This window comes from Natrarchaeobaculum aegyptiacum, assembly GCF_002156705.1.
Classification (GTDB): Archaea; Halobacteriota; Halobacteria; order Halobacteriales; family Natrialbaceae; genus Natrarchaeobaculum; species Natrarchaeobaculum aegyptiacum.
The window spans coordinates 2709133-2722307 of record NZ_CP019893.1 but is presented as its reverse complement, the minus strand read 5'-3'; the positions used below and the strand labels follow the sequence as shown (position 1 = coordinate 2722307).

Below are 13175 nucleotides of genomic sequence, written 5' to 3'. Positions count from 1 at the left end.
GTCGGAAAACGACCGCGGATTCGACGTCCGGGCGGTGGACGAGTGCCGATCTAGACCAGACTCGCGCCGTCGAACTCACTGCGACTGTACTCGAGGTCCATCAGGTCGAGGATCGTCGGGGCGATGTCGAAGAGGTCGGCGTCGTCGATCGTAACGTCCGGGCGGTCGACGTACAGGGACGTGTCGTCGAAGCTGTGCATGCCGTTTCGCGGACCGCTCGTGAAGACGTCTGAGTCGGCTTTGAACCCGGACTTGAGGTCAAAGCCCTTCGCAGGGATCGCCACGAGGTCCGGCGCGATGTCGTCGTGGTCACCGCGGAACGCCTCCTCCTTGGGCACGACGCGGTCGACTACCTGCCTGCCGTCCGGGCCCTCGAGGTCGAGGAGGGCGTCGGCGAGTTCGTCGCGAACGTCGTCGTACTCCTCCTCGGGGACCGACCCACGGGGTTCGCGTCCCTCGAGGTTGAGGTAGAACCGACCGGGGATGAACGAGTAGGCCGTGGTGTCGTCGCTGATGTCGCCGAGTTCCGAGGGGTCGTCGGTCGAAAAGGAGAGCCAGCCTTCCTCGCGGAGCCACTCGTTGAAGTGGACCTCGTAGTCGAGGCTCGTAAAGCCGTGGTCGGAGGCGACGACCATGGTGACGTCGTCGGCCATAGCCTCGCGCAGACGGCCGATGTAGTCGTCGACCTTCTGGTAGAACTCGAGGAACTCCGCTTTGTACTCGCCGTCGCGCTCGTAGTCCTCGAAGAGGAAGTGGTTGACCCGGTCGGTCGTCATGAAGACGCCGAAGAACAGATCCCAGTCGTCTTCCGCGATGTAGTGTTCGAAGGCCTCGAACCGGGCGTCCAGCGTCGCGTGAGCGTCCTCGATGAAGTCGGCTTTGTCCTCCTCGTGACCCAGCTTCGGGTTGACGTCGATCCGGTAGTCGAGGCCCTCGAGGTACTCCCGGAGGTCGTCGGGATAGGCCGCCTTCTCGAGGCCGGGAGAGAGAAAGCCCGAGACCATCCGCTGGACGTTCCGCTGGGGCGGAAAGGTGACGGGAACGTTCATCACGGTAGCCCGGCGGCCGGCCTCCTGGACGCGGTCCCAGATGCGGTCGGCCTGGACCTCGTTACCCATCGGGACGTAGGTGTCGTAGGTCCCGACTTCGCGGTCCTGAAAACCGTAGACGCCGGTTTCACCGGGGTTCGACCCCGTAGTGAGAGCGGGCCAGCACGCGCTCGATTCCGGCGGCACGATACTCGAGATTTCGCCGGCGCTTCCCTCCTCGGCGATCGCTGCGAAGTTCGGGAACTGCGCTTCGTGCTCCGAGAGGAGACTGAACGGCACACCGTCGACTCCGATAAATGCAACCCGGGGGTCGCCGTCACCCCGCAATCGATCGAACAGACCCATAGCGGTCGTAGACCGACCGGATACAAGAAGGTTCGTTTCGAGACAGTGTCCTGAGAACGTTTGCCGAGAGTCTGCAGGTCGAATCCGGGACCAGCGGACAGCACGCCGTGACCTCGAGCGGTCAATCGCGCCGGCAGCCGTTCGCCGTCGGATCGAAGTTCGTCGGGACGGCCGTCGGGTGATCCATACCGACCCCGGACTCGGGGAGGTCGTCGGCCTGGGCCGCCTCGTGGGGTGACGAATCAGTCGCTGCCATAACGAGTACGGCTACGACTGACACACCAATAAAATTACCCATGCTCATAATGCATCGATCGCCACCGTCGGATAACCGGTGCGTATCAGCGGGAAAACGGTGCGTCGGAAATCTAGCCGAAGTGTTCCTCGTAGAGGTCCTGTGCGTGCTCGATCGCGTCGTAGGCGGCCTGCCTGTCCTCCCAGCCCAGCGTCTCGACCTCTTTGCCTTCCTCCAGGTTCTTGTAGGTCGCGAAGAACTCGTCGATCTCGTCACGGGTCTGCTGGGTGATGTCCTCGAGGTCCTCGATGTGGTCGAACCGGGGGTCCTCGCTTGGGACGGCGATGACCTTGTCGTCCTGTTCGCCGTCGTCGTCCATCTTCATGAGCGCGACGGGGCGGGCTTCGATGACACAGCCGGGGAACGTCTGGTCTTCGACGAGGACGAGCACGTCGAAGGGGTCCTCGTCGTCGTAGTAGGACTGCGGGATGAAGCCGTAGTCAGACGGGTAGTGAACGTTCGAGTGGAGGACGCGGTCAAGGACGACGCCCGGGATATCCTTGTCGTACTCGTACTTGTTTCGCTCCCCCTTGAGACACTCGACGACCGCGTAGATTTCTTCGGGTGCGTTCGGTCCGGTTTCCAGGTCTTCCCAGAGGTTAACCATACTCCGAAAATCCACAGTGGATCAAAAAGTACTTTCGTAATCACTTCTCAACAGTCAATTGACGGCTGCCAGACAGCCGACAGACGAACCCCCACAATGCGGCTCGTCCGGCACCGCCGCAGTCGGTTAGACGGCATCTAATCGGCATCAGATCGAATAGTTGGCAAGTCTTAAATAGTCTGGTGACATTTACAAACGCATGTCAGAGGCACAATCAATTACCGGCGAACAGAGCATTGCGCGTGAACTCACCGCGTTCCAGACAAACATCCTCACGATCCTCGCGAAAGAGCCCATGTACGGGCTGGCGATCAAACGCGAACTCGAGGAGTACTACGGGACCGAAGTAAACCACGGTCGTCTCTACCCGAACCTCGACGAGCTCGTCGACCTCGGTCTGGTCGAAAAGAGCGAACTCGACAAGCGGACCAACCAGTACGCCCTGACCGACGACGGCTACGAGGCCGTTCTCGACGGCGTCCGCTGGACCCTCTCGAAGGTCGTTACCGGCGACGACCGCGCCGACGAGATCCGAGAGATCGTCGACGAGAGTTACTGAACGACTGCACTAGCGGTCGTACTCGGGCACAGGCACGTCTGCCACCTCGAAAACGAGTCGAATCGACTCGTCGATCGCGGATCGCTGGCGGTCAGACGGCCACGCGTTTCTGACGAAGTATTCCTCCCGGAACTCGCGAAGTTCCGGCCCCGAAAGCGACTCGATCTCCTTCGCGTAATGATTCGAGACGAAATCCGCGAGCGCCGCTGCGTTGGCACCGTGAACGTCGCCGTGGGCTTCCCGAACCGCGCTCGCGAGGTCCCGGTTGTGTGTGTCGACGGTCGTCCAGTCGTCCGGATCCTCGGTTCCCTCGAGCGGAATCTCGACCGCTCGAGAGACGTCGTCGATCCGACCCGGGTGGACGACGCCATCGGCGAGCCACGAGTCGGGGTGACAGACGAGGACGTCGCCACCGTCGTCCTCGCGAATACGGGCCGTGAATCCGTGCGCCGATAGCAGGTCGTCGACGCGCTCGGCGTACTGGGCAGCCTCGTGGTCGTCGCGGGTCGACCGCTCGAGGCGCGTCAGTCGCTCGACGTCGTCGACGACGTCGGCGGGAAGCGTCTCGGCTCCCGCATCCGTCCGGCCCGCGCTCGTTTCCTCGTCGGTCCCCGTCCCCTCGGAAGTCGCTTCGCCTCCCGTATCCACTCCCTCGAGGCTGGAGTCAGAATCGGACTCGCCCGCCGATCGGTTCGGTGTCGGTCGATCCGCAGGGTGCTCCCGGTCGGTCATTTGCTATGTAAGCGTCGTCACCGAACGGATTTCGGGCTGTCGGTCCGCAGGTGGTGTCCGATCAGAAACGGAATCGACGGTCTGAGCAGCCGCCGTGTCGAACCCTCAGACCGTCGTGGGGGCCGCTCAGGAGCGATCGAGCGCTTTGTTGGCCAGTTCGTCGGCGTGCTCGTTGACGTCGCGTGGAACGTGCTCGAGCGTCCACTCGTCGAACGCCCGCAGAAGTTCGTGGACGGTCACCCGTTTCTCTCGCAGCGTCGGATTGTTCGTGTTGTACTCGCCGTGGACCTGCTTGACGATCAGTTCGGAGTCCCCACGGACGTGGAGTTCGTCGTAGCCGTAGTCGCGAGCGGCCTCGAGGGCGGCGATCAGCGCCTCGTACTCGGCCTGATTGTTCGTCGCGCGGCCGATCCGTTCGCTCCCCTCGGCGACGATGCCGTTGCCCGTGACGATCACCCAGCCGATCGCCGCAGGACCGGGATTACCGCGGGCCGCGCCGTCGAAGTAGACGTGGGCGCGGCCGCCGCCCTCGCGGAGCAGTGCCTCGAGATCGCGGGGATTTTGCCCCTGGATGACGACCTTGTCGTCGTACGCCACCGCCGTCGCGTCGCCGTGGGACGCTCGCCAGCGTTCGTGGTCGGTGTGTCCGGAGTCGACCGTCACACCGGCGTCCTCGAGGCGTTTGCGAGCGTCGTCGACGTCACACTCGATGACCGGCATTCGGTGCGCAGATCCGCCAGTTCCGGATAAAGTCTTTCCGGTTTCTCATCGTAAACCTCGCACCTGAGCGCCCACAGCACTCGATTTCGGCGAATAACAGGTAATCGTCGAAAACTGTTCCAAAGGGTTTATGTACGATGGTGATACTACTATAAAAGTGCGATGACACGGTCCACCCGTCAGCGGGAGCGAGCGCGTGAGATGGACGAGTCCGAGGATCAGGAAGGGGTACGTGCCTGTCCCGAGTGTGAATCGGAGAATCTCGTCAAGGACTCCGACCGGGGTGAGCTCATCTGCGAAGACTGTGGGCTCGTCGTGGAGGAAGAGAAGATCGACCCCGGTCCGGAGTGGCGGGCGTTCAACCACCAGGAACGCCAGGAGAAGTCCCGGGTTGGTGCACCGACGACCCAGACGATGCACGACAAGGGGCTGACGACCACGATCGACTGGAAGGACAAAGACGCCTACGGTCGATCGATCTCCTCGAAGAAGCGCAGCCAGATGCATCGCCTGCGCAAGTGGCAAGAGCGCATCCGGACGAAAGACGCCGGCGAACGGAACCTGCAGTTCGCCCTCTCCGAGATCGACCGGATGGCGTCGGCGCTGGGGGTCCCGCGGTCGGTTCGGGAGGTCGCGTCGGTCATCTACCGACGTGCACTCAAAGAGGACCTCATCCGTGGCCGGTCGATCGAAGGCGTCGCCACGTCTGCGCTGTATGCCGCCTGTCGAAAGGAGGGTATCCCGCGCAGCCTCGAAGAAATTTCGGAAGTCTCACGCGTCGAACGCAAAGAAATCGGTCGCACGTATCGGTACATCTCACAGGAACTCGGCCTCGAGATGCGCCCCGTCGACCCGAAGAAATACGTCCCGCGCTTCTGTTCTGAACTCGAACTTTCCGAGGAGGTCCAGACCAAGGCCAACGAGATCATCGAGAAGACGGCCGAGGAAGGACTGCTCTCGGGCAAGTCGCCGACCGGATACGCCGCGGCCGCGATCTACGCCGCGTCGCTGCTGTGCAACGAGAAGAAAACCCAGCGAGAGGTCGCTGACGTCGCACAGGTGACCGAGGTCACGATTCGGAACCGGTACCAGGAACAGATCGAAGCGATGGGCATCCACGGCTAGCGCCGTTCGACCGCGACTTTTTCGGACCGGCGTCGACCGCGATTACCGGCGGATCAGCCTCGCGGGCGACGGCGGGTTCTCGAGGCCGTTCGCCAGCCGACGTGTTCACCGACCTATCACTGCCCCATCAGTGAGCCATCACCGACGGTCCGAAAACGAGTCGCGCAAGTGATCCGAGGGGGTGGAGCAGGGCACACCGACGGCTCGTCGACGAAAACGTCGGGCGAGGATACCCGACCAAAACAGTGACTCGAGGACCACGTGACTCGATAGCCTTCGAGTACGCGTGGCTCATCCCACCGAAGCCCGTCCCCATCCTCGCACGAGCGACGCCTCGAGTGCGGTCAGTGGGCGAAACGAGGTGACTGACGATCCGGTCGGTGCCTACACCTCGTCGTCTTCGTCGTCTTCGTCATCGTCTTCGTCATCGTCTTCGTCGTCATCCATCGGATCGTCGTCTTCGTCGTCATCGACGTCGTCATCTTCGTCATCGTCCATCGGATCGTCGTCTTCTTCGTCATCATCGACGTCGTCGTCAACGTCGTCCTCTTCCTCGTCGTCGTCGTCGACGTCGTCGTCAACGTCGTCGTCGACGTCGTCGTCAACGTCGTCATCCATCGGATCGTCGTCGGGTTCAGCCGGGTCGTCGTCAGGCTCGGCCGGGTCCTCCTCGACGTCGTCGTCTTCTTCCGGATCGTCAGGGCAGCCAGCCAGCGCGACCGCGCCGACGACGCCACTCGTTGCGATCATCCGTCTGCGTGTGATCTTGTCGTCCATCGCCATGCAGGTGGGACACGCCGGGAGTCAAGAGAATGCGGGACATATCAACCGAAACGATTCCACAGTCCCGGCTTATCTGTCCCCCTCTATCCGACGGAATAGGCACCGTCGATCGTCACGAGAGCGTTCAGGTCAGATCGAAGAACCGAGCGAGCGAAACCGGGGGACAGCAATGTCCGGAAACCTGTCCTGAAAGGAAGCATTACTGACCGCGGCCGATCGCCGCGGCGTGGTGGCAACTGTTTCGACCCGGCTCAACTGCGGATTCGCCGGCTATCGGGTGGTCACCGGGACCGGTTAATCGGCTTTACCGACGCTGATGACCTGCAAGAGCGAGTAGACCGGCACGCCCTCGATCTCGTCGACGCCCTGTTTGTCCGCGAGAACGACGCAGGCGAGGGGGTCGCCGCCGTCGGCGCGGATGGCTTCGATCGTCTCGCGCATGGTCGTTCCGCTGGTGATCGTGTCGTCGACGACGTAGCACTCGCGATCGCGGATGCCGGCGAAGTTGCGGCTAAACGTCCCACCCAGGTCCTCGATGTCGCCTTCTTCCCACTGGTGTTTCGCGGGCGTGTAGGTTGCGAGGTCGGTCTCGAGTTCGCGCGCGACGAGCGTCGCGACGGGACCGCCGGCTTTCTCGATACCGACGGTGAGGTCGACGTCCTCGCCGTGTTTCGCGAGCAGATCGGCCATCGCGGCTGCGATGTAGCGCATCCGTTTGCTGTCCCGGCCGATGGCCGACCAGTCGACGTGGATGTCCTGTGGACCGCCGATCGACGCCGTGTCGGCGTCCGTGGCAGACTGGTCGTTCGGCTGGGCCGTCGCACCGCTTCGTTCGACGAGCCAGCTCGCCGTCTCGCGGGAGACGTTCAGTTCGTCGGCAATCTCGCCCTTCGAGAGGCCGCGGGCAGCGAGCTCGGCTGCGCTCTCGATGAGGTCGTCCACGTTCTTCATGTGCGGGCGGTTCGTGTGCCCTTTTTAAAGAGTTGTCGCGTCTGCCGGACGGACGGTGGTGCTATCCGGACAGGACGTCCGGGCGACGACGTCCCGAACGCAGACGAGAAGACGGAAAACGATTATGCGACTCGCCCGTCCGGATAGGGACATGGAACGATACGACCTCGTCTATCGGCTCTACGACGAGTACGACGCCAAAACCGTGCGCGAGTTCCAGGAGTTCGTCGACGTTTTCCCACCGGTCGACTCCCGGGTCGCCCTGGAACACTGGCAGGACGCGACCGACGAACTCGAGGCCCGCAAGGACGAGATCCGGGCCGACTTCGCCGCCGGCGAGACGTTCGCCGAAATCGCCGCTCGTGCGACCCGAGATCAGGCCTTTACCGCGCTCGACCTCGAGGCGAAGTACGGCCGGGCGGTGAACGTCCTCGTGCTCGACGTCGACGAGACGTTACGTTCGGCGGGTGGGACGGACAACGAGATTCCCCGAGAGACGCTGCACATGCTGACGGAGTTCCACGAGGCAGGCGTTCCGATCGTCATCTGCACCGGCCAGACTCTGGAGAACGTCAAGGGCTTTGCAATCCAGGGGCTGGGCAGCGAGATCGTCCACTCGGGGAACTTCTCGATCGTCTACGAGGCCGGCACGGGCGTGTTTACGCCGGGCCACGGCGCCCAGACCAAACAGTTGCTCTTCGAGGACCTAGACGAGGAGATCCGGACGGTCTTCGACGACGTCCGCTCGCGCGTCCTCCCCGACGCGCCGGAGGATCTCCGTCGCGGCTGCCACCTGCAGGGCAACGAGTTCAACGTCACGATGAAGCCCAACTACGAGACCGGCTCCTCGCAGGCCCGGGAGATCATCGACGAGGCACTGGTCTACCTGATCGACCTGCTCGCAGACGCCGTCGGCTCGGCCCTCGATCTCGAGTCGGACCCCGACTCGGTCACGGCGTGGGCGCGGGCGTTCTACGCCGATCAGGATCCGGAGATCAGGGCCGTCCTCGAGAGCGAGCGCGCCTATCCCGAAGTCGACGACGACCTCCCCGACGAACTCGCCGACGTGCTGGATCGAATCGACGTGGCCTACTACGAGGCGGACGCGGCCGAAATCGGTAGCCTCGAGCTGAACAAGGTCGTCGGCGTCGAGCGCGCGTTCGACGTGCTCGACGTGGCCGAACCGTTCGCGCTCGTGATGGGCGACTCCAAGAGCGACCTTCGGGTGATGGAGTGGGTCGCCGACACAGAGACCGGGATCGCCGCCGCACCGGAACACGCCTCCCGCGATACCCTGGAGCACGTCCTCGAGACGGACGAACTGGTCTTCGACCGGGGCAAGAGCGTCGATATCTTGCGGACGGTGTACGCGCTCAACCGGCTCGCGCGACTCGAGTGACGGCGCTGGGTTTACACGGGAACCGGAGCGGCTGACGCCGCAACCGCCGGATCAGTTAACTTGTTGCCACACTCTGTGTTACCTGATGACACTACCACGTGCTGAGGAACCCCACCCTGACCTACAGCGATTTCTCGAGCTGTACGAGTCGCTGGACGTTCCCTCGTTCGACGAGGTGTCGCCACAGGAGGCTCGAGCGCAGTTCGAACGAATGCGTGCAGGCGGTGACCCCGACGTCGAGGTGGCGTCCGTCGAGGACCGAACGATCGACGGAGCGAGTGGCGAGGTCACGATCCGGATCTACGACCCGGCTGCTGAGGACGACGGTGGCGACGACGAGGACCGACCGTTCGTCCTCTACTTCCACGGCGGCGGCTGGGTCGTCGGCAGCATCGAGACCCACGACCACGTCTGTCGCAAGCTGGCCGACACGACCGGCTACCCCGTCGCCAGCGTCGACTACGGCCTCGCGCCCGAACACCCCTTCCCGGAGGGACTGCTCGACTGCTACGCTGCCCTCGAGTGGGCCGCCGGATCGGCCCCGGCGTTCGGCGGCGACCCCGACCGGATCGCGCTGGCCGGCGACAGCGCCGGCGCCGCACTCGCTGCGGGGACGACACTGCTGGCACGAGATCGCGGCGGCCCATCGATCGCCTATCAGGTGCTCGTCTATCCCGGCACCGGCGACGTCACCGAGACGCCCGCCTACGAGGAAAACGACGACGGCTACTTCCTCACCGCCGAGGACGTGGCCTGGTTCCGCGACCACTACTTCGCCCACGACGTCGACGAAGGGAACGTCTACGCGATGCCCCGGCGCGCCCACGACCTCGCTGACCTCCCGCCAGCGACCGTCGTCACGGCCGGCTTCGACCCGCTGCGCGACGATGGCGCTGCGTACGCCGACCGCCTCGAGAACGCGGGCGTCCCCGTCACCAGCCACCACTACCCGGGCATGATACACGGCTTCTTCAGCATGATCAGCCCACCAGTCGACCTCGAGGCCGCCCACGGGGTCTACGAGCGGCTCGAGGCAGACTTGCGGACGGCCCTCGAGTGAGCGAAGACTGTCGTCTTTTAGTCAACGTATAGTAATTTTTATGCCGCTGTTATCTTAGGTCATCGTATGGGTCGCAGGTTCGTGATCGCTGGAATCGCCGTCGCGCTGGTCGCCCTCGGAGTCGGGGCGGCGATGATCGTCACACCGGCTGCTGAGAGCGCATCGTCGCCAGCAACGGCGGGCGAACTCGAGGGGTCGTTCACGGCCTCCGAACGGGTACTCGTCGACGGCGAGCACTTCTTCGCTCGCGAAACGATCGTCGACGCCGACGCTGGCGAACAGCGAGCCGTCATCGCGTTCGAGGACGTCGAGTACGACCATTACTGGGCCGGTGATGGCGAGCGATACACGAAGATCACCACCAGCAGCGCCCAGCGACTCGACGACGCTCTGGAGGAGTCCGACGACCAGGTGGTCCGGGAACTCGAGGGCGAGTACGCAGCGATCACGAGGCCCCCTGCAGACGTCGATTCGGCAAACGATGGACCGTCCAGCTACGTCTTCCCGGATCGCCTCGTGGGCTCACAGCTCCGGATGATCGCGTTCGAGGAAACGAACTCGACGGTCGTCGACGGTGAACCGGTCGAGATACACGAACCACAGACTGGATGGACGGCGATCGACAGCGAAGACACCAACCGGGAGGCGATGTACGTCTCCAACGCTGGCGGCGAAGTACACGTCGGCGAGGGCGGTCGACTCCACTACGCAAACGTCACTCTCGAGCGGACCGACGCCGAGACGTGGGGCGAGTACCTTCTCGAGCGAGACGCCTGGACGACGACGCTCGAGTACGAGGCCAGAGAAACCGCCGAAGACGTCCGTCCGGAATGGGTAGGGGACGTTCCGGAGGAGTAGGGTCCTCGACGCGGCCGTTACCAGGGTTCGTTCTTCAGGCCGAGTTTGTACGCGATCACGTTCGTCGTCACGTGCAGGATCGGCGTCAGCACGACGACGACGAGGATGACGTCCCAGGTGAACCACTCGAGGAACCACTCGGTCGCGAACAGTGCCGTCAGTGGGAGCGAGACGACGACGAAATCGAGTTGATCGACGCCGGGGAACATCGCCCCGCGCTGGCGGCCGGTCCGGCGCTTGAGGAACGACGCGAGGATGTCACCCAGCATCGCCCCGGCCGCAAGCCCGATCGCCGCCGGAGCGGTAAACGCCGGGACGTCGATACCGATCGCAGAGCTCACCTCGGGGGCCAGTACCGTGAGAACGGCCGCGAGCGCGAGACCGGCGAGAATCCCCCCGGCAGTCCCTCGCCAGGTTTTCCCGTCGCCGAGGACGCGACGGCCACCCCACTCTCGGCCGCCGTCGATCGGTCGTCCGCCACCGGCCAGCACCGCGGCGTTGTTCGGCACGTAGGCGGGCAACATCGCCCAGAACGCGACGACGATCGTCTCGAGTACTGCCATGATCGGCGCGACGAACCGGCACGTCTTAACCTTCGGTGGTTTGACCGCGCAGTCGACACGTCAGGTCGCGCCCGCTCGCCGGTGATACCGGCGACGACCGAAGGGAAGGGCTCATTACCCACTGGTGAGACTCCCCGTACATGGCCTCGTGGAAACGGGACTTCGCCAGCGGCCTCATCGTTCTCGGCCCCATCCTCATCACGCTCTACGTGATCTACTGGCTCTACGGACTCGTGGCTGGCGTCACGCCCGGTCTTATCCTCTCACCTGCTGATCTCGAGCCGCTCGTCCCGGGTGGCAGCGAGCAGGCCCAGCAGACGCGGACGCAGCTCGCCCAGTTCGTCCGCGTCGTCGTCACCCTGACAGTCTTCATCATCCTCACGCTCTCGGTAGGCTACCTCATGCGGACGACCGTCGGCGGGCTGGCCGAACGCATCGTCGACAACGTCGCCAACCGGGTCCCCGTGATGCGCGTGGTCTACAACGCCTCGAAGATGGCCGCCGAAACCGCCTTCGGCGAACAGGAATCCCTCCAGAAACCCGTCAAACTCGAGGTCTGGGACGGCCTCCGGATGACGGCGTTCAAGACCGGCAAGACGACCGACGACGGCCGCGAGGTCCTCTTCTTACCGACGTCGCCGAACATCACGACCGGGTTCGTCATCGAGGTCCACCCCGACCGATTCGAGGACATCGACGAGGACGTCGAAGACGCACTCACGCGCGTCCTGAGCGCCGGGTTCGGCGACGCCGACCGTCGCGGTCTCGAGGGTGGTGTCCCGATCGACGTGATCGACGAGGCGGCGACCAGCGGATCGGGGAGCGGAGGGCGTGGATCGGACTCACGGGACGCTCGAGACGCCTCCGGCTCGGAGGCGAACGACGACTGATCGGCGATCGGCGATCGGCGCAATAATTCAATCTCGCCTGCAATGGCGGTTCAGCCCCGGCGTCGGGATGATTCGACTCGAGCCTGTTCGCCCGGGACGACACCACTCGAAACGGACGGAGTCGGGCTGTGGGCGGTTCGAATCCTCGACGCATTCGGTTGACGGACCGCCAGAAACAGGAGAACGAACGCGAACGCGCGTAGACAGCCGCCTCTAGACGTCGACGTACTCGAACCACTCGTCGTACTCGTCGGTCTTGCGCTCGACGACGTCGAAGAACGTCGACTGGATGTCCTCGGTGACCGGCCCGCGGGAGCCGTCGCCGATGACGACGTTGTCGACCTTCCGGATCGGCGTGACTTCGGCTGCAGAGCCGGTGAAGAAGAGTTCGTCGGCCGTGTTGAGTTCGCCACGCGAGATCGAGACGTCGTCGTGGACGGTGTAGCCCAGATCTTCGGCGAGTTCGATGACGGTGTCGCGGGTGATACCGTCGAGGATGGACTCCGAGAGCCCGGGTGTGTAGATCTCGCCGTCGCGCACGAGGAAGACGTTCTCGCCGGGCCCTTCGGCGACGTTCCCCTCCTTGTTGAGGACGATCGCCTCGGCGTAGCCGTTCCGTCGGGCCTCCTCGCCCGCGAGGAGGCTGTTGACGTACAGCCCCGTCGTCTTCGCGTTCGTCGGCACCTGACTCGAGGCGTGCTTGCGCCACGAGGAGATCATCACGTCGATGCCGTTCTCGAGGGCCTCCTCACCGAGGTAAGCACCCCACGGCCAGACGGCGATGGCGACGCGGGTGGGGCAATCCTGCGGGCTCACACCGAGTGAGTTGTAACCGTAGAAGGCGATCGGGCGGATGTAACAGGAGGGAAGTTCCTGCCGGGTGATGAGTTCTTTCGTCGCCTCGGTCAACTCGTCCATCGAAAAGTCGATGTCCATCTCGTATGGCTTTGCAGACTGGTAGAGTCGCTCGAGGTGTTCCTCCCAGCGGAAGAGTGCAGGGCCACGCTCGGTGTCGTAACAGCGTGCACCCTCGAAGACACCGGTCCCGTAGTGGAGTCCGTGGGTGAGCACGTGCACCTGGGCGTCGTCCCAGTCGACGAACTCCCCGTCCATCCAGATCGTGTCGACGTCCATCTCGTCGAATCCCATGTCGGTTGCTGTTGCACACCACCGTACTAAGTATTCGCGTTTTCTCGAGCGAAATCGGCGGTTCGTTCGCCAGACGACCGAGCAGACAGA

15 protein-coding genes are annotated in these 13175 nt (G+C 63.9%); 6 read left to right on the top strand and 9 right to left on the bottom strand.

Going from position 1 to position 13175, the window contains the following annotated elements; all coding sequences use genetic code 11:
* Positions 1 to 50: 50 nt before the first annotated feature.
* The 3 genes from B1756_RS13240 to B1756_RS13235 form a co-directional block, all read right to left on the bottom strand.
* Entirely contained in the window at positions 51 to 1394 is a 1344-nt protein-coding gene (locus B1756_RS13240) for an alkaline phosphatase family protein (RefSeq protein ID WP_086888970.1), read from the bottom strand.
* Between the two features lie 121 nt (positions 1395 to 1515).
* Positions 1516 to 1650 (bottom strand): hypothetical protein, encoded by a 135-nt coding sequence (locus B1756_RS20065; protein ID WP_267128191.1) that lies wholly within the window; start codon positions 1648 to 1650, stop codon positions 1516 to 1518.
* A 112-nt stretch (positions 1651 to 1762) separates the two neighbouring features.
* On the bottom strand, positions 1763 to 2296 hold the full coding sequence (locus B1756_RS13235) for an inorganic diphosphatase (protein WP_086888969.1): 534 nt from the start codon (positions 2294 to 2296) through the stop codon (positions 1763 to 1765).
* Between the two features lie 199 nt (positions 2297 to 2495).
* On the opposite strand from B1756_RS13235, the gene B1756_RS13230 reads away from it, so the two are divergent.
* Positions 2496 to 2855, top strand: a complete 360-nt coding sequence (locus tag B1756_RS13230) for a PadR family transcriptional regulator (RefSeq protein WP_086888968.1) — start codon at positions 2496 to 2498, stop codon at positions 2853 to 2855.
* Between the two features lie 9 nt (positions 2856 to 2864).
* On the opposite strand, the gene B1756_RS13225 is transcribed toward B1756_RS13230, so the two are convergent.
* Together B1756_RS13225 and rnhA are read right to left on the bottom strand one after the other, a co-directional pair.
* Complete coding sequence (locus tag B1756_RS13225; protein WP_228434368.1) at positions 2865 to 3587, bottom strand: DUF7108 family protein; 723 nt, start codon at positions 3585 to 3587, stop codon at positions 2865 to 2867.
* Positions 3588 to 3713: 126 nt separating this feature from the next.
* Positions 3714 to 4307 carry a ribonuclease HI gene (gene rnhA, locus B1756_RS13220; protein ID WP_086888967.1) on the bottom strand — a complete coding sequence of 198 codons (594 nt, stop codon included), beginning with the start codon at positions 4305 to 4307 and terminating at the stop codon, positions 3714 to 3716.
* 162 nt (positions 4308 to 4469) lie between these two features.
* Here rnhA and B1756_RS13215 point away from each other — a divergent pair, with 162 nt between their 5' ends.
* Entirely contained in the window at positions 4470 to 5432 is a 963-nt protein-coding gene (locus B1756_RS13215; RefSeq protein ID WP_086888966.1) for a transcription initiation factor IIB, read from the top strand.
* Between the two features lie 384 nt (positions 5433 to 5816).
* Here the strand turns inward: B1756_RS13215 and B1756_RS13210 are convergent, their stop codons facing one another.
* Complete coding sequence (locus B1756_RS13210; RefSeq protein WP_323368196.1) at positions 5817 to 6215, bottom strand: hypothetical protein; 399 nt, start codon at positions 6213 to 6215, stop codon at positions 5817 to 5819.
* 294 nt (positions 6216 to 6509) lie between these two features.
* Positions 6510 to 7166 carry a transcriptional regulator GfcR gene (gene gfcR, locus B1756_RS13205; RefSeq protein ID WP_086888964.1) on the bottom strand — a complete coding sequence of 219 codons (657 nt, stop codon included), beginning with the start codon at positions 7164 to 7166 and terminating at the stop codon, positions 6510 to 6512.
* A gap of 151 nt (positions 7167 to 7317) precedes the next feature.
* On the opposite strand from gfcR, the gene B1756_RS13200 reads away from it, so the two are divergent.
* The 3 genes from B1756_RS13200 to B1756_RS13190 all read left to right on the top strand — a co-directional run bounded on the left by B1756_RS13200 (position 7318) and on the right by B1756_RS13190 (position 10483).
* Entirely contained in the window at positions 7318 to 8565 is a 1248-nt protein-coding gene (locus B1756_RS13200) for an HAD family hydrolase (protein ID WP_086888963.1), read from the top strand.
* An 85-nt stretch (positions 8566 to 8650) separates the two neighbouring features.
* A complete protein-coding gene (locus B1756_RS13195) occupies positions 8651 to 9625 on the top strand; it encodes an alpha/beta hydrolase (protein WP_086888962.1) in 975 nt (324 codons plus the stop codon).
* 66 nt (positions 9626 to 9691) lie between these two features.
* A complete protein-coding gene (locus tag B1756_RS13190; protein WP_152031309.1) occupies positions 9692 to 10483 on the top strand; it encodes a hypothetical protein in 792 nt (263 codons plus the stop codon).
* Between the two features lie 17 nt (positions 10484 to 10500).
* Here B1756_RS13190 and B1756_RS13185 read toward each other — a convergent pair whose 3' ends face one another.
* Positions 10501 to 11046, bottom strand: coding sequence for a CDP-2,3-bis-(O-geranylgeranyl)-sn-glycerol synthase (locus B1756_RS13185; RefSeq protein WP_086888960.1), 546 nt, complete (start codon positions 11044 to 11046; stop codon positions 10501 to 10503).
* Positions 11047 to 11186: 140 nt separating this feature from the next.
* On the opposite strand from B1756_RS13185, the gene B1756_RS13180 reads away from it, so the two are divergent.
* Entirely contained in the window at positions 11187 to 11936 is a 750-nt protein-coding gene (locus B1756_RS13180; protein ID WP_086888959.1) for a DUF502 domain-containing protein, read from the top strand.
* 213 nt (positions 11937 to 12149) lie between these two features.
* Here the strand turns inward: B1756_RS13180 and B1756_RS13175 are convergent, their stop codons facing one another.
* A complete protein-coding gene (locus B1756_RS13175; protein ID WP_086888958.1) occupies positions 12150 to 13085 on the bottom strand; it encodes a branched-chain amino acid transaminase in 936 nt (311 codons plus the stop codon).
* Positions 13086 to 13175 lie beyond the last annotated feature (90 nt).